We start from the raw sequence: 20,879 nt of genomic DNA on the forward strand, positions 1-20,879 counted from the left end.
GTTTATTGTATCACATTTGCTAACAAGGACTGGAAAAAGGGAAGAAAAAAGAGGAGCCACTTGGCCCCTCTACGTCGCGGTTTCCAGCTGTTCCACTTTCAATGCTTCTCTCAGCTTGCCCAACGCCCTGCGCTGAAGGCGGGAAATATGCATCTGCGACATCCCCATGATGTCCCCAGCTTGCTTCTGACTCAAATTTTGATAAAAAGTTAATTGAATGATTTCTTTTTCACGGTGATCCAAAATTTGCAGGGCTCGCTCCAGCATCAGATTCTGCTCGACTGCTCCGTACCCTTCTTCCGTCGTCCCCACTAGGTCGAGTAAAGAAATCGTATTGCCGTCCAGATCCGCTTCGAGCTCGCTGTCCATAGAGAGAGAATGGTAGCTGCGGCCCATCTCTAAGGTTTCCAGGATCGCTTCCTCTGTAACGCCGAGGCTGTTGGCAATGTCCGCAATTTGGGGAGATCGCTGCAGCTTGATCGTGAGCTCGTCGACCACCCGTTTGATCTTCGGGCTCAGTTCCTTTACTCTGCGCGGAACATAGACACTCCATGTCTTGTCCCGAATATAGCGCTTTATCTCTCCCACAATGGTCGGGATCGCAAAGCTCTCAAATGTCCGCTCAAAACTAGGGTCGAACCGACGAAAGGAAGCAAGCAGGCCGATTAATCCGACTTGCACGAGGTCTTCATACATGACTTGTCCGCGAACAAACTTCTTCGCTAACGATTCCACAAGAGGAGTATAGGCCCTCACCAGTTGTTCCTGTATCGCAGGATCTTTTGTTTCACCATACAGGTGGATGAGCTCCTTTAACTCCTCTGGACTATATTTCTGCTTCCGAGATTGTCCAGTCATTGCCAGCCACCCCATCCTGCCGAACATACTTGGTCATGGAGACTACCACCCCTGATTCAGAGCGAGTCTCCACCTCATCCATAAGCGTGTGAATGAGATAGAGCCCGAGGCCGCCCTCATCCAAATCCTCTAGGCTTTTCCCTGCAAAAATCGGCGTCAGTTGCTCAGCAATGAGCTCATTTGAAAATCCTACCCCCTGATCGCTTACCTCGATCACCAACCGATCTTCATAAACGTGGCATTGGATATGAATAGAGCCTGGATTCTCTGTTTCCTTGTATGCATGTCTTACTACATTCGTGCATGCTTCTCCGACGGCAAGCTTGATATCCTCAATCTCTTCATAAGAAAAGCCCATACGGTTGGCTATACCGGATACAGTCAGACGCGCTACTCCCAAATACTCCGCCTTGCTTGGCAAAGTCAATTGAATCACGTCTGCCTGAGGTCGATTTGGACCCATTACTCGCTCTCTCCTTTGCGGATGGCAATATGATCGTATAAGCCAGTGATGCGAAATAGCCTTTCCACACGCGGAGACAATTTGTGCACCTCAAATGTACGATTTCGTTGGATGCACTCTTTCATAATCCCGATGAAAATTCCGATTCCGGTACTGTCCATGTATTCTACGGCTTCCAAATCAACCGTAATGTGATTGATATCCGGCTTGGTGACGAGTGACATCAGTGTTTCCTTTACTTTCGGCGCTGTAAAAGCATCAATATCTCCACCAAGGACCACTCGGTGCTCAGTTTCAAGGCTCGTTGTCTTAATTAGCAGGTCCATCTGCGTCTACCCCCCGTACGTTGCTTAGGTTCTTCGAAGTACAATCATGGTGTAATCATCCAGCAGGTCAAATTGGGAGAGCAGAAGCAGTCTATTGTACAGGCCGTTTGCCATCTTTTGGGCAGATTCGCCCACCTCTTTTTGCAAATGGTGTACAAGCTCTTCCCTTTGCAAATAGTATCGGTTATTTTTGCATTCTGTTACACCATCCGTCAGAAGAATCAGAACATCATTTATCTCTAAATGAATCTCCTGAACCTCGTATGCACTGTTTGGGTGTAACCCGAGTGCATTCCCTCGCCCTTCGAGATCGTAGAACTCCCCTTCGGTCGACCTGTACAAAAATCCTGGCTCGTGTCCTGCCATCGCATAACGGAAACAGTGTTCCTTCGAGTCGTAACTGCCAAACAGCATCGTCACAAACATGCTCGGATCAATATTTCTTCCCACGATCCGGTTTAAATGGTGCAGCATTTCATCGGGACCCAGCTCCATTTGTCCAAGGCTGTCTATCGCATATTTCACCATCGACATACACATCGCAGCAGGCATTCCTTTTCCGGTAATGTCTGCTATGGCGAGGCCAAAACGCCCTTCACTTTGCTCAATGAAGTCGTAATAGTCGCCCGAGATTTGTTTCGCAGCAATACTCACTACGCCAATCTCCAGTTCTGGATAGACTGGAACCACACTTGGCAAAAGTGATTGCTGCATCGCTTTTGCCACCGCTATTTCTGATTCCATCTGCTGATGCCTATTGCGCCAGCTGTTTACGGATCGATGCTCGTTCCCATATTCAATCATGATCTCTGTCAAAATGGAGAAGGAGGAGCGCACAAACTCTGGCACTTCCCCGAGTTGCTCAAGCGCTCGCGCATGCAAATCAGTTATTTCTTCTGGCGAAATATCTTGAGAAAGCATCCATTTGCCCAACTGCTGGGCTCCGTAAAGCTGGTCCTCCCCTTGAGCACTCAGGTAATCCCGAAGAATTTTTACATACTCTTCCTGGAAGCTCCGGGTTACCATTTATCTCATTCCTCCTTTGCTTGATCGCTCCACTTCACAACAACGACACGAGTCCCTTCTCCCAGGGTACTGTGGATCTCAAATTCATCCATCATGCGCCTGACACCTGGTAATCCAGCCCCGAGGGCACCCGAAGTCGAATAGCCATCATCTAACGCCTGGCGAATATCAGGAATCCCTGGCCCACTGTCATTCGCTGTTATTTTCAAGCCGATCACTCCTTCGCGCTCAATCGGCGAAATGGTGATCGTCCCCGTACCCGCATACAAATAAATATTGCGAGCCAATTCAGAGATTGACGTGGCGATGCGGGACTGCGTGATCGTGCCAAAGCCAAACAACTTCGACATATTTCGCCCCACTTGCCGCGCCGTCACGATGTCTGATTCTTGTTCTATATTGATTGTCTCAGGAGAATTGTCTGCCACAACCAAAAAAACCCCTTCCGCCTCGCTTGGTAGGTAGAAATGAGTTTTTTCTCTACCTCGAAAAATAAATCATATTGTGTCACATTTTGTCTTATATTCTCTTTTCGAACAGTTCGCTGTTCACCTATAAAATCCCTGCAAATCTGACAGCAAAAAACCACTTGCTTCACTCAAGTGGCTTTTCCTATCCAATAGTCTGATCTTTTTTCACACGTTAAAAATCAATGAGTCCTAAACTGATTTGCAAGGATTCATTAACCCGATCCATCATCTCGTCATCGAGATGCGTTATTTTATCAGTTAGACGTTGTTTGTCAATGGTTCGTATTTGTTCCAACAGAATGACGGAGTCACGATCAAATCCATAAGTTTTTGCGTCAATTTCCACATGCGTAGGCAGCTTCGCCTTTTGAATCTGCGCTGTAATGGCTGCGACGATGACCGTCGGACTAAATCGATTTCCAATGTCGTTTTGAATGACTAAAACAGGCCGTACGCCTCCTTGCTCAGAGCCAACGACCGGGGACAGGTCCGCGAAAAATACATCGCCACGTTTGACAATCACCAGTCACACCCCGCTAACTAAGCGGACAAGAGTATGGTCAGCCTCTTGTTCAGCGCCAAAAGCCTCCGATGCCATATTCAGATTGATCTTCGCCATCTCCATGTACCCTTTTTGCATGGTCTCACGGATTGTGCGCTTTTTTCGCTCTTTCAAATACAAATGCATCGCTTGACGAATAAACTCGCTGCGATTGGATTTTTCCTTTTGAATAACGCCATCCACTTCCTGAAGCAAGTGTTGTGGCAAGCTGATCATGATGCGTTTCGTGTTTGACTTCGACAAGACAAATCCACCTCCAACCATGACCGTAACTTCCATCCGCTATGCTGGTTCTAGAAAGAACAGCCAATATGAACAATACCATTATGTCGAATCCATTGCAAAAATATACCTACTGTCGCTTTTTCGGTGAGAAAACGTGAGTGTAAACAATCCAAAGGTGCAGGTGAAGACTTCGTTTACCCAAAAAAGCCAGCTTTTTCGCTTAACTAGTATTCGTGTTCCACGGGAAAATTCCTGCTGATTTTCCTTGCTAGTTATTTACATTTTCACGGGACGAGTGCTTCATCGTCAATGGGTGAAATACGTCCGTTACTTTCTGGTAGCGCAAATAGAGGCGCGGAATTCGGTAATTCAGCATACAAGGAACCTCGTAATTAATTGTTCCCAGCAAATCGGCAATTTCATCCAAGGAGATTTCCTCGTCCCCCTGCTTTCCATACAAGACGACCTCATCATTGACCGCTGCTTCTGTCGAAATCAGGCTGACCATGATTTGGTCCATGCAAACTCTGCCTACAATTGGGTAGCGCGATCCATTGTACAACACCTCACCACGATTGGACAAAAGGCGAGAATAGCCATCTGCGTATCCGATCGGCAGCGTTGCAATCCATTCGTCAGGCTTTGCTGCATACGTAGCACCATAGCTGACCGTGAATGGCTCATCTGCCTTCTTTACGTGGGCAATTCTGGTCTTGAGTGCCAGGGCAGGGGCAAGAATGACTTCCGCACGTTCTTTCATGTACAAAGAAGGATACAATCCGTATAAACCTATGCCTAAACGAATCGTATCATACCCCCAATCGGGAAATGCGATTGCCGCCGCCGTATTGCAGCAATGGACAGACGGCAATGTTTTATTTGCTTCACGCAGCGCTTGCAAAAAGGATTGAAACAAGTCGTGTTGTCGTCGCACATGGGTTGTATCTGGTTCATCCGCGCAGGCAAAATGTGTAAAAATACCTGTCCACTTCAGCTTAGAGCATTCTTCAAGGGCATCTACAACCGCAAGTAAATCTTCCTTTGTCCGAACGCCCAAACGTCCCATGCCCGTATCGGTCTTTACATGAATCCCGATAGGCTTGTGATCATTTTTCTGAAGAATGTCGTTCGCTTCCGTGATCCATTCGACGCTGTAAGCGGTTAACTCCACTTCCAGCTCGCTTGCAGTGACAATGGATTCGACAGGTGTGTATCCCAACACTAAAATCGGCGCTGTGATCCCTGCCCTCCGCAAAATAAGCGCTTCATCGAGCAATGCGACTGCAAGTGAATCTGCACCGCCCGCCAACGCTTCTTTTCCAACATGGACAGCGCCATGACCATACCCGTCTGCTTTCACAACAGCCATAATACCCGTTTTTTCTGGCAAATGGCGTTTGAATGTCTCGAGGTTCGCCCGGATGGCATCCAAATCAACCTCTACCCAAGTGTCACGACAAAACGATTTCATTCCTATCTCCTCTTGTTCCCTTTTTTATAGTAAAACAAGCGTTCATTTAAATGACTGAGAAATTGCCTGGAAACCATCAGTGATTCCTTTTTGCCGCCTACACGATAAAAATGACGGCCTTCATAAATTTGCTCGACTTCAGACAGCGGGTAGCTCTTTTCCTGTCCTGACATGGATATAATCAGGTGGGTCTTGGTCAGCTTGTACACCGGACGAAATACCGATTTGTACAGAAACGGAGACAATCCAACAACAGCAATGGCAATGGCGAAAACAAGCACCTTAAATCTCGTGTCATTGGTCGGGAAAAATTGAGCGAGAATCATCATCCCCAGCACAAACATGACAGTCTCGTTAATGCGCATTTTCCAGCTTTTTCGCAGGAGCATGTCTTTGTAGGTCGATGCTTCCTCGTACAAAACTTCGTTAGACGGTTTCTTCATGTAAAGCATGCCACCTCATTCAATAAGTTACTCTGAATGTATCGTGTTTTCCCGCTGTGTGTCAATTCGCGGATTGTCCTTTCACCTCATTCGCACGTTGGTTTTTATGTACAAATCGACCCTCATCGACCAATCCCGAGAAAATAGAAAAGCAGATGGGATTCGCTCCCACCTGCTGACTTTTCTACATTGTTTTCTCCTGGTTTTTTCCCTCTTTTTCATGTCTTGGGAAAACGACTTTTTCAAAGCTGCCATCCACCATCTTTTGCACCATCGCTGTCAATTCCTCGCTGCGCTTGTCTGCCTGCTCCTGTGTGAGCTTGCCTGCCTTTACTTCTTCTTTTAGCTTGGCTTCGTGCTGACCTACCAAGAGCTCGATGACGTCATCCACTTCTACACCCTGCTTCTTAGCGATGGTTGCCAACGATTTCCCTGCTTTTTGCTCTTCCTTCAGTTTGTCTGCATCCAGCTTGAGGAGGGACAGCAGTTCTTCATTATTTTTCTCGAAGCCCATTCCTTTACCCGGTCCACGTCCTTGATGCGTGTTTTGCACCATTTCTTTTACCCGCTCACTGGCATTCTCATTCATTTTGTCGGCTTGTTCCTGTGTCAGCTTCCCGGCGGTTACCGCCTCTTTCAGATTGGCTTCTTGTTGTTTCACCAAAAGCGCTACCAGATCATCCACGGATACACCTTGCGCTTCTGCGATGGTAGCCAGCGATTTCCCTGCTTTTTGCTCTGCCTTCAGTTTGTCTGCATCCAACTTGAGGAGGGACAGCAGTTCTTCATTATTTTTCTCGAAGCCCATTCCTTTACCTGGTCCACGTCCTTGATGCGTATTTTGCACCATTTCTTTTACTCGCTCGCTCGCATTTTCATTCATCTTGTCAGCTTGCTCCTGCGTGAGCTTGCCTGCCGCTACCGCCTCTTTCAGCTTGGTTTCCTGTTGTTTTACCAACAAAGCCACCAGATCATCCACAGATACGCCTTGAGCCTCTGCGATAGCAGCCAGCGATTTGTCCGCTTTCAGTTGTTCTTGGAATTTAGCGGCATCCAGTTTCAAAAGGGACAGCAGTTCTTCATTTTTCTCGAAGCCACCGATGAAGCCACCTTTGCCTGAGCCACCTTTACCGAAGCCTTTATCCGGTTTCGTGTTTTCTACCTGTTCTTTTACGCGATCGCTCAGATTTTCAGACAGCTTATCTGCCTGCTCCTGCTTCAGCTTGCCTGCTGCTACTGCTTCCTTCAGTTTGGCCTCTTGCTGTTCAACCAGAAGTGCTACGACATCGGCAGTGTCGACTCCTTGGGCTTGTGCAATCGCTGCGAGTGTTTTCCCTGCCGCAAGCTCTTCTTTCAGCTTGTCAGCATCCAGCTTCAACAGCGAGAGCAGCTCTGTATTTTCTTTGAAGTTTTCTTTGAAGCCCACGCCACCGTGGTGGCCCATCTTGCCTGTTTTGAATTTTACTTCTGCCGGTTTATTCAATGAAGTTGGTTTTGCTGAATCGGCTGCCATTGCTCCGCCTATGCTACCCAGACTCAGAACCACTGCCATCGTTCCCATCAACATTCCCATTTTCGCTTTGCTAAACATATACACTCAACCCTTTCGTCTTTTCTCGTGAAGTGTGCTGCCTCTTTGGTACAAGACCAAGTGTACATGGGTATTTTTAGATTCCCGTTTGAGAAAAAAGGAAAACTTGAGGGAAAATCGTAAAAAACTATGAAAGGCATTTTAGTTTGAGTCAACATGGTGGAGGAAAAGAAAAAGCACAGTTCTCTTCGACTCTGACACGCCAGCGTGGGGGATTCACTGGCCGTCTCCACTCCAAAAAGGGGACCGTCGAGCCAAAGCCACCCTACGGGCGGAAGTTTCTCAAGGAAGAAGTGTTCGACAAGCGTGGTCCTCTTTTTGAAGTTCCGACTGGGTAGGCGTTGTCAAGGTCTGCGAGCCCTGTGCTTTTTCTTTTCGCCAGCTTTTTGGATTCGTCGCTCCCTTTAAAGCTTAGGAAGATCATCCTTTGAGTATCAACAGGGGGTACTTTTCTCAAATAGTAGAACAAAGCCGCTTGGGAAGAAGTGCATTTCCAGTCCAAGCGCCTCTGGAGCCCACCTGAGCGTAGGATTGAATGTTGGGGAATTTCAGCTTCACTTATGAACTACTTCATCGAAACTTCTACGTTTGAAGCGCTCCCGACATTCAATCCGGAGCGGACAGTCTAACCCCTTGCAGGGCGTAGGCCGAAGCGTAGACTGGAAATGCGCTTCTTCCCCTCCGCTACAGCCACTTTCTAATGCGAAAACAAAAGAGGACGGCATTCACCGTCCCCTCTCCCACACTTTTATTTTGCGCTGAGACCATATGTCGACTGTGCGACATTCACCATTTCTTCCTCAGGAAGATCCCCCGCGATTGTATACTCGATGCCGTCGAGCTCCCACGTCAGCAGTCGCTGATTTTCACCTGTCTGCGCAAGCACACCCACCGTAAAGCCGAGGTTCACAGGCATACCTTGCTCATACGACACAGATGCTGCTGTCGGGCGTCCTTCGATTACCTTGTAATTGTAGGCCCCTTTGTAGGTCAAGATGACTTTCCTCTCCCCATCACGGGTAACTGGCTCAATATCTCCTTGCTTAACCCCTTCTGGCATATACGTAGGGACGATGACACCGAATTGACTGTTCGGCTGTTTCACGACCTGTCCATTTGTTTTCGCCATTGTTGGGATCGTTGTCAACGAGCTCGTTGTCATGTTGCGCTCTTTGTCAAAGGCGTCTTTGTCAAACATAGGGTTGAACGAAAAATCAGTGAAATCAATCCGTACGAGCGGATTCATGCTAGCATCCATAATTTCGGCGTGCGTCGGTTTGAAATCTTCTGTCAGCCAAATTTTTTGCTTGGTCAAAGAACGATTGCCGCTGTAGTTCGCTTTCACTTCGAATACATACTGTTTTTCTTCCATCTCCATTTGGCGCTCAGTGTCATCGATAATGCTCTTGGCCAGTGTTTCGTATAGATACAACGGTCCGTTGTTCTCAGGCCAGCCACTTTGGAAGCGGAAGCTCTTGTTCAGATGCGGGGTCAGTACAAAGACTCCTTCATTGTTTCGCAAGATGATTTGTGTAATGCCACGCTGCTTCGAGGTGAGAGCTACCCGATAGTTGGTTGGCTTTTCATACCAGACCTGAACATCGTACTCCATGGGGGTAGAGCCTGTCTGCATGGTCAAAACAGCCTGAGACTTGTACCCAGACATTTTTCCCAGCGTACCGTTCAGGTCGCTCACCACATCTTCTGGTGTTTTCTGACCGAAACAACCGCCAAGGAACAGGGTGAAAACCAACAATAACACCAGTGGTAAAGCTACCCGTTTCATTCAATGAACTCCTCCTTGTCAATATTTTCGACAAAGAAGGGCATCCCTGTCTATTTCCTGGGAAATCTGTCAGTCTCTCGCCCATGCAGCGCACATCGTGTCAATGGTTGCAAAAAGGATACGAAGTTGGCGATATATCGCTTGGATCGGCTACAGACTTAGCCTTCCTGTGTAAGAGCAGGTAGTCCCTCCTGATCTACGCGATATAAATGTATGTCCATCCTCGTCCCAATATGCAGACAAGTTTATCGAGGTTGTTCAAAACATCTATCGTTGTTCTACAATGACTTGCGCAATCGCATGCGTTTGGCTATGCGAAATGCTCACATGAATATGAACGCGAGCGGGGTCCAGATCGAGTTTGCTGTATACCTCGTGCTTTATGGTCATGATCGGCTTGCCCGAATCATTCGGGAGGATTTCCATATCCAAAAAGCTAAGTACGGCTCCAATGCCTGTGCCAAGAGCTTTTGCTCCCGCTTCCTTGGCAGCAAATCTGCCTGCAACCATTTCCGCCTGTCTCGTCTCTGTCTTTCCATGCAGGAGCTGTTGTTCATCTGTGGTCAAAAAGCGTTTGATTGCACTCTCTTGTCTTTTTATCAAAGTAGCGATGCGCTCTATTTCCACTATGTCTACGCCTGTTCCAATGATCATGAGCAATTGCCTCCTAGTGGGCGGATTTACGAATCACAGTATCATCCACTTCCACGCTTTTGCAAGTGCGAGGATAGAAACCATATTCCACGCATAGACTTTCCGTAAAAATAAGAAAACCCCCGCAAATTGCGAGGGCCTTTTTCCGCTGGCTCCTACTCAGTAGCTTGGCCAGAAGATTGTTGTGCAGCCGATTGTTGGTTTTGACGGCGAACCTCCGCAACATTTGTCTCACTTGCGAACTCAGTCGCAGCGCCTTGGGAAGCAGCGCGTTGTGCGGATTGTTGGTTCTGACTACGAACCTCTGCTGCGTTTGTTTCACTTGCGAATTCAGTCGCAGTGTTTGCTGCTTGGCTAGCTTGGTTCGCTTTGCCCATACCCGCTTGTTTGTTTTGTTTAGGCATCGTTACTTTCACCTCCTCGACGTCACTGAATATAATTTGTACAGCCCCCTATGTGCGTATCCATCCTTATTTTTCCAAATTGTGCTGTTGTTGACTTGCTTTGTCGCGAACGATCATTCATATTGGAAAGAGCAAGGCTTCTACTCTGCTTTTGAAAGGAGCAATTCTGTATGGCTCACAAGGTTATTATCTATACCCAAGTCACTTGCGGTCCTTGTCAGGAAGAAAAAATGTGGCTGACTTCAAACAACATTGCTTTTGAAGACAGAGACATCCGACAAAACGAGGCTTATTTCCAGGAAGCCATTCAATTAGGCGCCAGCATGACACCTGTTACCTACATTGAAAAGGAAAACGGCGAGCAAATGGTCATTCATGGATTTGACAAGGAAGAACTAAAAAAAGCGTTGGATCTCAATTGATCCAACGCTTTTTACGACTGATCAGCCAAATGAAGGTTCACTTGCAACTGATTTTTGTTTGACGATTGGCGACATATCCGGCAAGTTAGACAAAATTTGCTTAACTTCAGGACCGCATTCTGTATTAACGGAGTAATATACCCACGGTCCCTTCCGACGCTCTTTGACCAAACCATGAGTTTTGAGCTTAGCCAAGTGTTGGGAAACAGAGGGCTGGGAAGTTTGCAAAATTTCCACGAGATCACGGACACATAAGGACTGTACTTGCAGGAGAGCCATGATCGTCAAGCGCGTCTTGTCACCAAGTAGCTTATAAGTCTCTGACAAAAACAGAACCTGCATCAAATCCATTTCCATAAGGATACCCACCTTTGCCTTACATATCTGTTTATCAGTATACTATATGGCTTATATGATGGGGAAGATGGAACGCAAAAGTTATGTGAACCCTACTTATACATCTTGCTTTTTCATCGCCTCAATGATCTTATCTGCAGTGCGCGCAGCCAGCGCCATGACTGTATTTGTCGGGTTGCTGCCACTCGAGGTAACGAACGTAGAAGCACCCGTTATGAAAAGATTGGGTATGTCATGTGACTGCCCATATTCATTCACAACAGAGGTTTCCCTGTCATTCCCCATTCGGCATCCCCCCATGAGATGAGCGGTATCCGATACCACATGCTCTGGCTGCCCACCCATCGCCTCTATAATCCTGTTCATTTGCCCAATAGCATGCTTGTACAGTTGTTTGTCGTTCTCCTGATAACTAAACGTTACCGTAGGGATCGGCATTCCATATTCATCTTTTTCCTCAGAGAGCGTCACTCTGTTATCGGGATGAGGCAACACTTCCCCGACCAAGGTGATCCGCGCATACATATTGTAATCCAGCATGGTTTCTCGAAGCTGTTTTCCCCATAAATACGAGCCGTCTTCCCTCTCGGCAGCAATAGCAGCCGCCATCCCGACTGGGCGTGCCCCGTGTGCACTCAATGTATATCCGCGGGCAAATCCTCGTCCCCGTTCCGTCTCATAAAAATGCTGGGTCAAAGCAAGGACAGGTGTTCCTTTATACAATCTCACTTCCTCCGGGAGTCGTCCGTATACATCATGACTGGAGTGAGGCATAATAGCTTTTCCTACCCATCCACTCGAATTCGCCAACCCTTGCGGAAACTGAGCATTCGCCGAACTGAGTAGCAATCTGGGAGTCTCCACCACAAACCCGGCCAAAATGACCACACGAGCCATTTGCCTGTGCGTCAAACCATTATGGTTGAACAACACGCCGCTGACCCGGTCTCCAGCCATCAAAATTTCCGTCACCATGCAGTCGGACAGCACCTCTGCCCCCTCCGCTATCGCTTTGGGGATATGATGAATCAGCCCGCTGTACTTGGCATTCGGCATGCAACCTTGATTGCAAAAGCCACGATTGATACAGGGAGGACGTCCATCAAAGGGAGCCGATAAAATCGCCAGAGGGGCGACCACACTCTCGATTCCCAGCTTCTCGCACCCTTCTCGGAACAGTTGGGCATTGGCACTGATTGGCTCCCGAACGGGGTACGGATACGGACCTTGAAAGGAACCCCACGGAAAATGATTGGGACCTGAGACCGCAATCTCCCGTTCAATCTTGTCGTAATATGGAGCAAGGTCCTGATACGTAATCGGCCAGTCTTCCCCTACGCCGTCTACGGTCTTCGTCTTAAAATCACTCTCGTGGAAACGCAGGAACACCCCCGTAAAATGCACGGTGCCTCCCCCAATTCCCCGTCCTGAGTTGTTATGTCCCAAACGCAGTGGATCATTGCCTGCTACCAGCCTTGTTTCCTGCCAGGCCAATCTCCGCATCGACAGCTCATCACTGGCAAAATCATGTTGAGGGTCCCAAAACGGCCCTGCTTCCAGTACAACTACACGCAACCCGGCCTTTGCCAGCTCATAAGCCAGTACGCCTCCTGCCGCTCCAGCACCTACGATGCATACATCTGCGTCATCGGCGTATTTTCTTTGATCCACAGGAGTGGGGCGATGAGTAATCGTACGATGGTCATGACTCGTCATTTGCTTTTGCCTCCCATGGGTCCGTCAATCCTTTTTCCACCCGTACATAGCCGCGCGGATAAGCGGGGCCGCCGTAGCCGATGTCCGACCAAACCAACGGATGTGAATAGTACGCACTGACTGTGTCATGCAGCAACCGCTTGAAAAAATCTGCGGGAGCCATGTCTGTCCACGCCTCCTGGTTTTGGATACCCCCATTCGCGACGTGCTGAAGAACAGCTTCCTGCTGGTCTAGCTTCAACGCAACAAAATCAGTTCCATAAGCGGCATGACTCTCCGCATCAATCCCTTTCAAGCCCGAGCGATAGAGCTCTTTTTGGGGTGGAACTCCGACCTTTCGTTGCGCCTCGCCAATATTACTAGCCGTCGTATTATCCAGATGCTCGACCACAAAGGTCAGCACCTCCAAACGGTGATCATGGACCAATACGCCTACAACTGTCTGTAAGAGCAAGGATTCAGGCTTCGTAAAAAATTGATTGGCAATCGCGGGCATTCGTCTGGCCCCTACTACTTTCCTTGTGTGAGCATCCCACTCTGTATGCTGGTCCCAAACATCATAGGATGGGTAACGCCCAGGCTTCTCCATGTCCACTCACCCCTTCGAAAACGATTTTTACCAAAACAGCGCAAGAAGCCCTAATGCTGACATTGCGGTGATCAGTAATGGAAGAATCACAGGAGGACCAACGAGAAAATTTTGACCTTGCGAATAACCTCCCACACGCTGCCCAACCCCGACCGTATGCAAATAGGCCCCGTACAAACCACCAGCCATGCCGACCACCATCATCAAAGCAAACCCCCAACGCAGCCAACCCGCATTCACAAACGATAAAACAATAGCAGTAACCGCAAATACAGGGAGCTCAAGCACGGGAATCCACATTGCCCAATGTCGGAAGTTTTGTCTGGAGTGAAAAAGCGTGACCTGAACCGCAATCAGGGCAAACGCCAATCCAGCAAAAAGTATCAGTACGCGTTCGATCGGCCAGCCATGCCACATGGAAACATCCTCCTTTTTACGTACGTTGCGCCTATTTTTTCCGTCCGTGCCAGGTCCTATTCTGCCTATTTCACTCAAGCAGCGTGATGAATAGAAAAAACCTGCTGACTATTAACCAGCAGGCTTTTCATTCCCTATGAAAAATAAACTAACGTCAAATACAATCCAAGCAAGGTTACCGTCAATGTCGGTACGGTCAAAATAACCCCCGTCCGAAAGTACTGTCCCCACGTAATCGTCACATCTTTACGTCCCAAAACATGCAACCAGAGTAAGGTCGCCAGTGATCCAATCGGAGTCATTTTCGGCCCCAAATCGCTCCCGATCACATTCGCGTAGATCATGGCTTCCCGCAACAATCCGTCTGCCTGTGTCCCGGCAATCGCTAGTGCGTTGAACATCACTGTCGGAAGGTTGTTCATGACAGAGGAAAGAACAGCAGCGAGAAAGCCCGTCCCCAAGGTCGTTGCCAATAACCCATGCGCCATAAACCAATCCAAGGTATCCTTGACCAAGTCAGTCAATCTCGCGTTGTGCAGCCCCCACACCACGACATACATGCCGATCGAGAAAACAACGACTACCCACGGCGCTTCTTTCATAATCCGCCGCATAGCGATCGCTTCACTTTTTCTTGCAGCCAGGCAAAAAATGATAGCTGCCCCCGCAATAATGATAGAAACGGGCGTATGGATGGACTCGCTCATAAAAAAACCAATCAACAAGACCGCAAGAATCGGCCACGCCAAGCGAAACATTCTGTGGTCGCGAATCGCTTCCTCCGGATTTTTCAGATGGGAAAGATCAATCTGCGCCGGGATGCTTTTGCGAAAATATAGGTACAAAACCAGCAGACTTCCACCAATCGAAAACAAAGTCGGAATGATCATTTTGGCCGCATACGCAGCAAAGCCAATATCAAAATAGTCAGCTGAAACAATATTCACCAGATTGCTAATCACAAAGGGCAAAGAACTCGTATCAGCAATGAATCCGCTCGCCATGACAAATGCCAAAACCGTTTTCCCATCCAGCTTTAGTGCCCGCACCTGTGCCAATACAATCGGTGTCAGGATCAAGGCTGCCCCATCATTCGTAAACAAGGCAGATACGAGTGAACCAAGCAGGATGACATAAACGAACATAAGCCGCCCATTCCCTTTGGCAAATCGAGCCATATGGAGCGCAGCCCATTCAAAAAAACCGATTTCGTCCAATACAAGTGAAATGATGATAATTCCGATTAAGGCGAGCGTTGCATTCCAGACAATCGAGGTGACCTCTGCGACATCCGCTATTGTGACTACCCCGATCGCCAAAGCCAACAGTGCTCCTCCTACAGCCGGATACCCAATCGACAGCCCCCGCGGTTGCCAGATGACCAATGTCAACGTGATCAGAAAAAGAAAAAATGAAATCCAAACCATTGCATGTATCTCCTTTCCAAAAACCAAAAAGAACGGACCTCGAAAAGTCCGCTCTCCTACCATACTACAAATTAAAATGATCCGAAACGTCCGGTAATGGAATCCTTTAAAGTAAAATGTGGCCACCTTCTACATGAAGAACAGTGCCGGTTACAAAACTATTTTGGAGCAGGTATAGTACGCTTTGTGCGACGTCTTGTGCTTGTCCAACTCGTTTCACAGGGAGCTTGTCTGCCAATGTTGCATAGAAATTATCGCGCACATCTTCAGGCATTTTACTGCGTGATGGCGTATCAATAATGCCAGGTGAAACGATATTCACTCGGATTGGTGCCAATTCCAAGGCGAGGGTTTGCCCCAGATTCGAAACGGCCGCATTGACTGCGCCGAGGGCAGACGAACCACTCATCGCTTTGTAGGCGACGACTCCGGAGAATAAGGTGATGGAACCGTTTGTTGAAATCTTCGGCGCTCCGTACTTCGTCGCGTAGTATTGGCCCCAGAATTTGTTATCGAACAACTTCCGCGCTTGGGCTGTATCCGTTTGAAGGAATGAACCGCCAGATGTTTCAGCAGCACTCACGACCAGATGATCAAACGTGCCTACTTTTTCAAAAAAGGCCTGAACTTGCTGCTCATCGGTGGTATCCAGCGTATACGCCGAGGCTTTGGAGCCCAGACTCTCTTTTGCCTTCTGCAATTTTTCTTCGGAGCGGCTGGCAATGATCACTTCAGCTCCTAGTGCTATTGCCTGTTTGGCTGTCTCCAAACCAATTCCAGAGCTTCCGCCGATGATGACTATCTTTTGATTGTGCAACATGATAGGATCTCTCCCCTTTCCTTTGAGATTTTCATTTAGAAACTCAATACTTGTTTGAGATGCGCCTCGAGTTCGGATACAAATCGATCGATCTGCGGATTTTTGATGACGTCATAGCAAGCAAAGCTCTTTACAGGTTGCATGCCCAAAAATTCCTTTACGCGGTGCAAATGGCTGATTGCATCTTCCAAGCTTTCCCCTTTAAAAAATTGGGTTGGATCGTTAAATGCTTTTTCTGGAGCATTCCAAGTCGTCGAGAACATATATTTTTTGTCGGTTAATAAACCGCCTCTTCCGTATTGATTCGCACCCTTGAAAAACAATCCGTACGCAAATACTTCATCCATATATGTTTTCAGTAACCCAGGGACACTGAACCAGTAGATGGGGGTTTGATAAATGACCATGTCTGCCCAAAGAAATTTCTCGTGCTCTTCTTCGATTTTGTATCCATTTTCAATAATAGTAGTTCGCACATGGTTCTCTTTCTCGAGCAGACTCACCATATGATCCATCAACGTTTGGTTCAGTTTCCCCTCTGATGAGCCATATTTTTGGTGACCATTGATGATTAGGATTTTTTTCATTTTTTACATCTCCTTTACGACGCCAATTTGTTGCATAAAGGTTAAATTGTCTTCCAGGTGCCAGTCTTCAACAAGCTTCCCATCCTTGATACGCAAAACATCGATCGCCATAAATTGAATGGGCTTCCCGGTCAAAGGTTTTCCCATAAACTCGCCTTTGCTCGTACCCGTAAAGGAAAGACGAGCTGTCACCTTGTCCCCTACTACCAATAAATCCTCAATTGTGCATTGCAAGTCGGGAACTGCTTTACGAAAGTTGCGAGAAGCGAATAACAGGCCATCGGGACCTTGAGGTCTTCCTTTCGGCAACGTGTTATCAATGAAACTTGGAGAAACGGTTTGTGCAATGAGATCCTCGTTCCCCGTGTTCCAGAATCCGTAGAAACGTTGAGCGGCCTGTACCATTTCGGTAGCTTCCGTTGCGTTCAATGAGGAGTCAATCGTCATTGAAACGGGTTGAGGAAGATCCTTCAATAGTTGAACGTCTGTCTTGACGGACAATTCAGCAGTTTGATTCTCATAAGCTGACGTTTTCGAATCATTTGCGCATGCTGTTGCGAACAGCATCGTCCCGAAGATGACAGCAATACCAGCTATCGAACTCATTTTTTTGGTGCGTGGAATCATGTTGTTCGGATCAACTCCTTATAGAGTGGAAGTATCGGTTCACATTGATATTGTAAATATACTAACTTTATTTATGGAAGTAGTGATATTTAATTCATATAGTTTCCGAAAAGATAGTATTGCGCTATACTAGGCCAAAGAATCCTAAAAAATATTTTGGAGGATATTCCGATGAACGTTCTTGAGCCAATCGAACTGAACAAAGGAACCCCGGGCCAACCTTGCCCCATTGCCAAAACGCTTGACGTAATAGGGACCAAATGGACCTTTTTAATCATTCGGGACCTGCTTATCGAAGGAACGCTGCGTTTCAGCGACCTGCTGAAATCCATGGATGGGATTAGTCCGAAAACACTTTCGCTCAGACTGAAGGAATTGGAGGAGCACGGCATATTGGAAAGGAAGGTGTTTCCAGAAGTCCCTCCGCGCGTGGAATATACGTTAACGGAGAAAGGGAAACGATTGGAAGGTATTTTCATTGAGTTAAAGAGATTTGGGTTACAGTTATAAACGTTTTAAAATTAAAAAGAGCGGACCTCAAAAAGTCCGCTCTCCTACCATCATGCCTATTAAAATTATCCGAAACGTCCGGTAATGTAATCCTCTGTTCTTTTGTCACGAGGATTTTGGAAGATCGTCGGGGTACTGTCAAACTCGACTAGCTCTCCATTCAAGAAAAACGCAGTCTTATCGGAAATACGTGCTGCCTGCTGCATGTTGTGCGTCACGATTACAATCGTATAACGGCTCTTCAGCTCTTCCAACAGCTCTTCGATTTTCGCAGTAGAAATCGGGTCAAGGGCAGAGGTTGGCTCATCCATCAAAATGATCTGTGGCTGAACAGCGAGTGCCCGTGCGATACAGAGGCGTTGCTGCTGTCCACCCGAAAGCCCTGTTGCTGGCTTTTTCAGTACATCCTTCACTTCATCCCAGAGGGCTGCTGCCTTGAGGCTTGTCTCTACCAACTCGTCCAACTTGTTACGATCGTTCATGCCATGGAGTCTCGGCCCGTACGTGATGTTGTCATAGATGCTCTTCGGAAAAGGATTCGGATGCTGAAACACCATGCCGATATTTTTGCGAAGTCGCTCAACCTCTACGCGAGAGCTATAAATATCCTCATCGAACACTTTTACCGTTCCCGTAATTTTGGTGTTCGGTACTGAATCGTTCATTCGATTCAACGTCCGTAAAAATGTAGACTTACCGCAGCCGGACGGACCAATTAATGCTGTAATGGAATCAGGCTCTACATCCAGATTTATATGATAGAGGGCTTGCTTATTACCGTAGAAGAGATTCAACTCTCTCACCGAAATAACGCTCATACGGTCTTCGCTCCTTCGTGATTGTTACGTCCTTTTACTTCCCCACTATAGCGCACCAATGTTAGGGTTCCGTGTGATGTTTATTAAGTTTCGATAAAGTTTTTGTTTTGGGACTTTTTACATAGGTCATTTTACATTAAGTTATGGTAAATCTTGCTGGTAAAGCATATACGCCCCCCTAAGTACCCCCTACAATGAAGCTGAACGTTTTGAAGAATAAGGGGAGAACAATGAATGCCAGACATAAGAAAACTATGGGGTCACTCGTCGTTTCATTATCGTTCAATTTTCACCAGGCTGTTCGCAGGCATTATGGGGATGGTAGTCTGCATGATGGCAATCGCCGCTTTCTTCATCAGCTATCAATCCGAAGCCACGCTTAATGAAAAAACAAAGCAGCAATTACACGAGGCATCAGGTGCAGCTCTACAGAAAGTACATAGCAGGGTCTATGACATCGTAACCGCCTTGCAATCATTTGCTTCCACTTATAAAAACAGCACGGTTACCAACAGTCAGATCTTTGGCATTTTTACAGATATGTCTGCCAGCAATCCTACGATTTCTGAGTTACAGATCGTCACCACAGACGGACGGTATTTAACCTTTCCAGGATCACCCCTCGACAGTTCCTACGATCCGCGAAAAATGGACTGGTATGAGGGCGCATTGAATCAACCAAACCAGGGGATTTTTGTCTCAGATGTCTTCCAGTTTTCCGAGACGGAGTTTCCCAAGATCGCCGTCTCACTCCCTTTGCGCAATGAAGACGAGGAGCCCGTAGGCGTCGTCGTGGCATTTGTCTCTGTCCCGAAGCTGAGCGAATCCATCGGGCAGATTAAACTAGGGGAAACTGGATATGCCATGATTGTTGATCAACAAGGCAAGCTGGTCGCTCATCCCGATCAGTCCTACGCGTTGCAGCGCCCTCTTCTCTCAGAGCTTGCGATCGTGCAAAACGTCATCGCTGGTCAATCTGGCTACGAACCGAGCAGGATTAATGGAGTGGACTCTTTTGCCGCCTATCAATTTGACCCCTCCCTAAAATGGGGAGTGATCGTCGCACAGTCGGTATCCGAGGTAAAGCAAGAAGTCCGTCGCCTTCAGCTAACCATTTTGGCCGTCTCACTCGTCGGACTCGCTGCACTTGCACTCATGCTGTATGTGTACGTACGTCGAATCATCAAGCCGATTAAGGAAGCACAACAAAAAATGTCCGCCTTTAGCGAGGGCGATCTCCTGCAAACCATGTACGTACAAAGCAATGATGAAATTCGCCAGTTGGCCGACAGCTTCAATCGAATGAGTGAACAAATCCGGACGATCATCGGTAAAATCCAGTATGTCATCTCAGACGTCAAACAAGTAGCCGATCATGTGGGAAAAGGCTCTCGCCATTCTCACGCCATGCAGTCAGAAGTCGTATCCGTAACAGAGCGACTTGCCCAAGAAATGGACAACCAGCAGGAGCAGATCGATGATATCCACGCCACGATGGCCGGCATCACGCAAGAAATGTCTCGAATCACAGACTCCATGGAAAAAGCAATCGTACAGAGCCAGGAATCACGTCAGCAAAATGCGAAAGCAGCAACCTCCATTGATTTGCTAAAAGAAAATATGCACAGTATCTCAGAGGATATGAAAGCTTCTATGCATGCCATGTCCTCCATGAGAGAAAGCATGAGCGACATCAACGAAATGCTCGGTCTGATTTCCGCCATCTCCAAGCGAACCAAACTTTTGTCCTTCAATGCTCGAATCGAAGCTTCCAGGGCTGGACAAGCCGGAATCGGCTTCAGCGTCGTAGCAGACGAGATTCGCTTGCTGTCTGACCAGACCGAAGAAGCATCGGCCCGCATTCAAAAGGTAATTGAATCAGGGGAAGAACGAATGGAGCATGTAGCCTCCTGCTTGCAAACGACCGATCACGCTACTGTAAATGGCATTCAAACCTTACACCAGGCCGCTTCTATCTTTCACAATACGATCCAGCTCAGTGAAGCGTTGACTGCGCAATTTGAATCGATCAGAACGCTCACAGGAACAATCTCGACACAGAGCCAAGCCATTTCACAGCGGGTAGACAATCTGTCTGCGTCTGCACAGCAAGTCGTATCAGGCACACAGCAAGCCGTAGCCGCCAATCAAGAAAGTTTATCTTTATCGGAGCAATTTCTCGATGACTCCCTGCGTTTGGCAGATATCGTTGAGGATCTGGAGCAAGCGATCAAATTTTTCAGAGCGGAAGACAGTCCCTCTTTTCAAAAACATTCATCCTGATAAGAAAAAGCCCTCCTGCAAGCACAT

25 protein-coding genes are annotated in these 20,879 nt (G+C 47.5%); 3 read left to right on the forward strand and 22 right to left on the reverse strand.

Annotated elements, in window-relative coordinates:
* Positions 1–69: 69 nt before the first annotated feature.
* The 13 genes from sigB to POF51_RS30920 form a co-directional block, all read right to left on the reverse strand.
* Complete coding sequence (gene sigB / locus POF51_RS30860) at positions 70–858, reverse strand: RNA polymerase sigma factor SigB (protein WP_007721066.1); 789 nt, start codon at positions 856–858, stop codon at positions 70–72.
* Positions 827–1,321: an anti-sigma B factor RsbW gene (gene rsbW, locus POF51_RS30865; protein WP_069852128.1), complete on the reverse strand. Its 495-nt coding sequence runs from the start codon at positions 1,319–1,321 to the stop codon at positions 827–829. Before rsbW ends, sigB begins: the two co-directional genes overlap by 32 nt.
* Positions 1,321–1,647 (reverse strand): anti-sigma factor antagonist, encoded by a 327-nt coding sequence (locus tag POF51_RS30870; protein ID WP_069852126.1) that lies wholly within the window; start codon positions 1,645–1,647, stop codon positions 1,321–1,323. The genes rsbW and POF51_RS30870 overlap by 1 nt, the downstream gene beginning before the upstream one ends.
* Before the next feature lie 24 nt (positions 1,648–1,671).
* Entirely contained in the window at positions 1,672–2,673 is a 1,002-nt protein-coding gene (locus POF51_RS30875; RefSeq protein ID WP_069852124.1) for a PP2C family protein-serine/threonine phosphatase, read from the reverse strand.
* A gap of 5 nt (positions 2,674–2,678) precedes the next feature.
* Positions 2,679–3,107: an anti-sigma regulatory factor gene (locus POF51_RS30880; protein WP_069852122.1), complete on the reverse strand. Its 429-nt coding sequence runs from the start codon at positions 3,105–3,107 to the stop codon at positions 2,679–2,681.
* A gap of 208 nt (positions 3,108–3,315) precedes the next feature.
* On the reverse strand, positions 3,316–3,666 hold the full coding sequence (locus POF51_RS30885; protein WP_005830205.1) for a type II toxin-antitoxin system PemK/MazF family toxin: 351 nt from the start codon (positions 3,664–3,666) through the stop codon (positions 3,316–3,318).
* A 3-nt stretch (positions 3,667–3,669) separates the two neighbouring features.
* On the reverse strand, positions 3,670–3,969 hold the full coding sequence (locus POF51_RS30890; protein WP_016740787.1) for a CopG family ribbon-helix-helix protein: 300 nt from the start codon (positions 3,967–3,969) through the stop codon (positions 3,670–3,672).
* Positions 3,970–4,198: 229 nt separating this feature from the next.
* Complete coding sequence (gene alr, locus POF51_RS30895) at positions 4,199–5,401, reverse strand: alanine racemase (RefSeq protein WP_069852120.1); 1,203 nt, start codon at positions 5,399–5,401, stop codon at positions 4,199–4,201.
* Between the two features lie 2 nt (positions 5,402–5,403).
* Complete coding sequence (locus POF51_RS30900; protein ID WP_017247295.1) at positions 5,404–5,844, reverse strand: hypothetical protein; 441 nt, start codon at positions 5,842–5,844, stop codon at positions 5,404–5,406.
* Between the two features lie 184 nt (positions 5,845–6,028).
* On the reverse strand, positions 6,029–7,435 hold the full coding sequence (locus POF51_RS30905) for a hypothetical protein (RefSeq protein ID WP_069852118.1): 1,407 nt from the start codon (positions 7,433–7,435) through the stop codon (positions 6,029–6,031).
* Between the two features lie 748 nt (positions 7,436–8,183).
* Complete coding sequence (locus POF51_RS30910) at positions 8,184–9,221, reverse strand: outer membrane lipoprotein-sorting protein (protein WP_069852114.1); 1,038 nt, start codon at positions 9,219–9,221, stop codon at positions 8,184–8,186.
* A gap of 267 nt (positions 9,222–9,488) precedes the next feature.
* A complete protein-coding gene (acpS, locus tag POF51_RS30915; protein ID WP_069852112.1) occupies positions 9,489–9,875 on the reverse strand; it encodes a holo-ACP synthase in 387 nt (128 codons plus the stop codon).
* A gap of 155 nt (positions 9,876–10,030) precedes the next feature.
* The gene (locus POF51_RS30920) at positions 10,031–10,279 is read right to left on the reverse strand and encodes a gamma-type small acid-soluble spore protein (protein WP_069852110.1); all 249 of its coding nucleotides are present in this window, start codon (positions 10,277–10,279) and stop codon (positions 10,031–10,033) included.
* A gap of 170 nt (positions 10,280–10,449) precedes the next feature.
* Between POF51_RS30920 and POF51_RS30925 the strand changes: the two genes are divergently transcribed.
* Complete coding sequence (locus tag POF51_RS30925; protein ID WP_069852108.1) at positions 10,450–10,701, forward strand: glutaredoxin family protein; 252 nt, start codon at positions 10,450–10,452, stop codon at positions 10,699–10,701.
* A 21-nt stretch (positions 10,702–10,722) separates the two neighbouring features.
* Here POF51_RS30925 and POF51_RS30930 read toward each other — a convergent pair whose 3' ends face one another.
* From POF51_RS30930 to POF51_RS30965, 8 genes are all read right to left on the reverse strand, one after another.
* Positions 10,723–11,058, reverse strand: coding sequence for an ArsR/SmtB family transcription factor (locus POF51_RS30930; protein WP_048036218.1), 336 nt, complete (start codon positions 11,056–11,058; stop codon positions 10,723–10,725).
* 96 nt (positions 11,059–11,154) lie between these two features.
* Positions 11,155–12,774, reverse strand: coding sequence for a GMC family oxidoreductase (locus POF51_RS30935; protein WP_069852106.1), 1,620 nt, complete (start codon positions 12,772–12,774; stop codon positions 11,155–11,157).
* A complete protein-coding gene (locus tag POF51_RS30940; RefSeq protein ID WP_069852104.1) occupies positions 12,761–13,363 on the reverse strand; it encodes a gluconate 2-dehydrogenase subunit 3 family protein in 603 nt (200 codons plus the stop codon). Before POF51_RS30940 ends, POF51_RS30935 begins: the two co-directional genes overlap by 14 nt.
* Before the next feature lie 27 nt (positions 13,364–13,390).
* The gene (locus POF51_RS30945; protein ID WP_069852102.1) at positions 13,391–13,780 is read right to left on the reverse strand and encodes a hypothetical protein; all 390 of its coding nucleotides are present in this window, start codon (positions 13,778–13,780) and stop codon (positions 13,391–13,393) included.
* Positions 13,781–13,914: 134 nt separating this feature from the next.
* The gene (locus POF51_RS30950) at positions 13,915–15,207 is read right to left on the reverse strand and encodes an arsenic transporter (protein ID WP_069852100.1); all 1,293 of its coding nucleotides are present in this window, start codon (positions 15,205–15,207) and stop codon (positions 13,915–13,917) included.
* 106 nt (positions 15,208–15,313) lie between these two features.
* A complete protein-coding gene (locus tag POF51_RS30955) occupies positions 15,314–16,027 on the reverse strand; it encodes an SDR family oxidoreductase (RefSeq protein WP_069852098.1) in 714 nt (237 codons plus the stop codon).
* Between the two features lie 35 nt (positions 16,028–16,062).
* Positions 16,063–16,614 carry an NAD(P)H-dependent oxidoreductase gene (locus tag POF51_RS30960; protein WP_069852096.1) on the reverse strand — a complete coding sequence of 184 codons (552 nt, stop codon included), beginning with the start codon at positions 16,612–16,614 and terminating at the stop codon, positions 16,063–16,065.
* Between the two features lie 3 nt (positions 16,615–16,617).
* A complete protein-coding gene (locus POF51_RS30965) occupies positions 16,618–17,241 on the reverse strand; it encodes an ester cyclase (protein ID WP_069852094.1) in 624 nt (207 codons plus the stop codon).
* Positions 17,242–17,412: 171 nt separating this feature from the next.
* Between POF51_RS30965 and POF51_RS30970 the strand changes: the two genes are divergently transcribed.
* Positions 17,413–17,751 carry a winged helix-turn-helix transcriptional regulator gene (locus tag POF51_RS30970; protein ID WP_017247281.1) on the forward strand — a complete coding sequence of 113 codons (339 nt, stop codon included), beginning with the start codon at positions 17,413–17,415 and terminating at the stop codon, positions 17,749–17,751.
* A gap of 65 nt (positions 17,752–17,816) precedes the next feature.
* On the opposite strand, the gene pstB is transcribed toward POF51_RS30970, so the two are convergent.
* Positions 17,817–18,569, reverse strand: a complete 753-nt coding sequence (gene pstB, locus POF51_RS30975; RefSeq protein WP_017247280.1) for a phosphate ABC transporter ATP-binding protein PstB — start codon at positions 18,567–18,569, stop codon at positions 17,817–17,819.
* Positions 18,570–18,803: 234 nt separating this feature from the next.
* Between pstB and POF51_RS30980 the strand changes: the two genes are divergently transcribed.
* Positions 18,804–20,852 carry a methyl-accepting chemotaxis protein gene (locus POF51_RS30980; RefSeq protein ID WP_271756711.1) on the forward strand — a complete coding sequence of 683 codons (2,049 nt, stop codon included), beginning with the start codon at positions 18,804–18,806 and terminating at the stop codon, positions 20,850–20,852.
* The last annotated feature ends 27 nt before the right edge of the window (positions 20,853–20,879 follow it).

The sequence above is a fragment of the Brevibacillus sp. AG genome, assembly GCF_028369215.1.
In the GTDB taxonomy this organism is placed as follows: domain Bacteria; phylum Bacillota; class Bacilli; order Brevibacillales; family Brevibacillaceae; genus Brevibacillus; species Brevibacillus porteri.

What these genes read in the sequence shown, in the direction of transcription:
- sigB (WP_007721066.1), bottom strand. Translation starts at nt 858, where the DNA reads ATGACTGGACAATCTCGGAAGCAGAAATATAGTCCAGAGGAGTTAAAG.
- rsbW (WP_069852128.1), bottom strand. Translation starts at nt 1,321, where the DNA reads ATGGGTCCAAATCGACCTCAGGCAGACGTGATTCAATTGACTTTGCCA.
- POF51_RS30870 (WP_069852126.1), bottom strand. Translation starts at nt 1,647, where the DNA reads ATGGACCTGCTAATTAAGACAACGAGCCTTGAAACTGAGCACCGAGTG.
- POF51_RS30875 (WP_069852124.1), bottom strand. Translation starts at nt 2,673, where the DNA reads ATGGTAACCCGGAGCTTCCAGGAAGAGTATGTAAAAATTCTTCGGGAT.
- POF51_RS30890 (WP_016740787.1), bottom strand. Translation starts at nt 3,969, where the DNA reads ATGGTTGGAGGTGGATTTGTCTTGTCGAAGTCAAACACGAAACGCATC.
- alr (WP_069852120.1), bottom strand. Translation starts at nt 5,401, where the DNA reads ATGAAATCGTTTTGTCGTGACACTTGGGTAGAGGTTGATTTGGATGCC.
- POF51_RS30900 (WP_017247295.1), bottom strand. Translation starts at nt 5,844, where the DNA reads ATGAAGAAACCGTCTAACGAAGTTTTGTACGAGGAAGCATCGACCTAC.
- POF51_RS30905 (WP_069852118.1), bottom strand. Translation starts at nt 7,435, where the DNA reads ATGTTTAGCAAAGCGAAAATGGGAATGTTGATGGGAACGATGGCAGTG.
- POF51_RS30910 (WP_069852114.1), bottom strand. Translation starts at nt 9,221, where the DNA reads ATGAAACGGGTAGCTTTACCACTGGTGTTATTGTTGGTTTTCACCCTG.
- acpS (WP_069852112.1), bottom strand. Translation starts at nt 9,875, where the DNA reads ATGATCATTGGAACAGGCGTAGACATAGTGGAAATAGAGCGCATCGCT.
- POF51_RS30920 (WP_069852110.1), bottom strand. Translation starts at nt 10,279, where the DNA reads ATGCCTAAACAAAACAAACAAGCGGGTATGGGCAAAGCGAACCAAGCT.
- POF51_RS30925 (WP_069852108.1), top strand. Translation starts at nt 10,450, where the DNA reads ATGGCTCACAAGGTTATTATCTATACCCAAGTCACTTGCGGTCCTTGT.
- POF51_RS30930 (WP_048036218.1), bottom strand. Translation starts at nt 11,058, where the DNA reads ATGGAAATGGATTTGATGCAGGTTCTGTTTTTGTCAGAGACTTATAAG.
- POF51_RS30935 (WP_069852106.1), bottom strand. Translation starts at nt 12,774, where the DNA reads ATGACGAGTCATGACCATCGTACGATTACTCATCGCCCCACTCCTGTG.
- POF51_RS30940 (WP_069852104.1), bottom strand. Translation starts at nt 13,363, where the DNA reads ATGGAGAAGCCTGGGCGTTACCCATCCTATGATGTTTGGGACCAGCAT.
- POF51_RS30945 (WP_069852102.1), bottom strand. Translation starts at nt 13,780, where the DNA reads ATGTGGCATGGCTGGCCGATCGAACGCGTACTGATACTTTTTGCTGGA.
- POF51_RS30950 (WP_069852100.1), bottom strand. Translation starts at nt 15,207, where the DNA reads ATGGTTTGGATTTCATTTTTTCTTTTTCTGATCACGTTGACATTGGTC.
- POF51_RS30955 (WP_069852098.1), bottom strand. Translation starts at nt 16,027, where the DNA reads ATGTTGCACAATCAAAAGATAGTCATCATCGGCGGAAGCTCTGGAATT.
- POF51_RS30960 (WP_069852096.1), bottom strand. Translation starts at nt 16,614, where the DNA reads ATGAAAAAAATCCTAATCATCAATGGTCACCAAAAATATGGCTCATCA.
- POF51_RS30965 (WP_069852094.1), bottom strand. Translation starts at nt 17,241, where the DNA reads ATGATTCCACGCACCAAAAAAATGAGTTCGATAGCTGGTATTGCTGTC.
- POF51_RS30970 (WP_017247281.1), top strand. Translation starts at nt 17,413, where the DNA reads ATGAACGTTCTTGAGCCAATCGAACTGAACAAAGGAACCCCGGGCCAA.
- pstB (WP_017247280.1), bottom strand. Translation starts at nt 18,569, where the DNA reads ATGAGCGTTATTTCGGTGAGAGAGTTGAATCTCTTCTACGGTAATAAG.
- POF51_RS30980 (WP_271756711.1), top strand. Translation starts at nt 18,804, where the DNA reads ATGCCAGACATAAGAAAACTATGGGGTCACTCGTCGTTTCATTATCGT.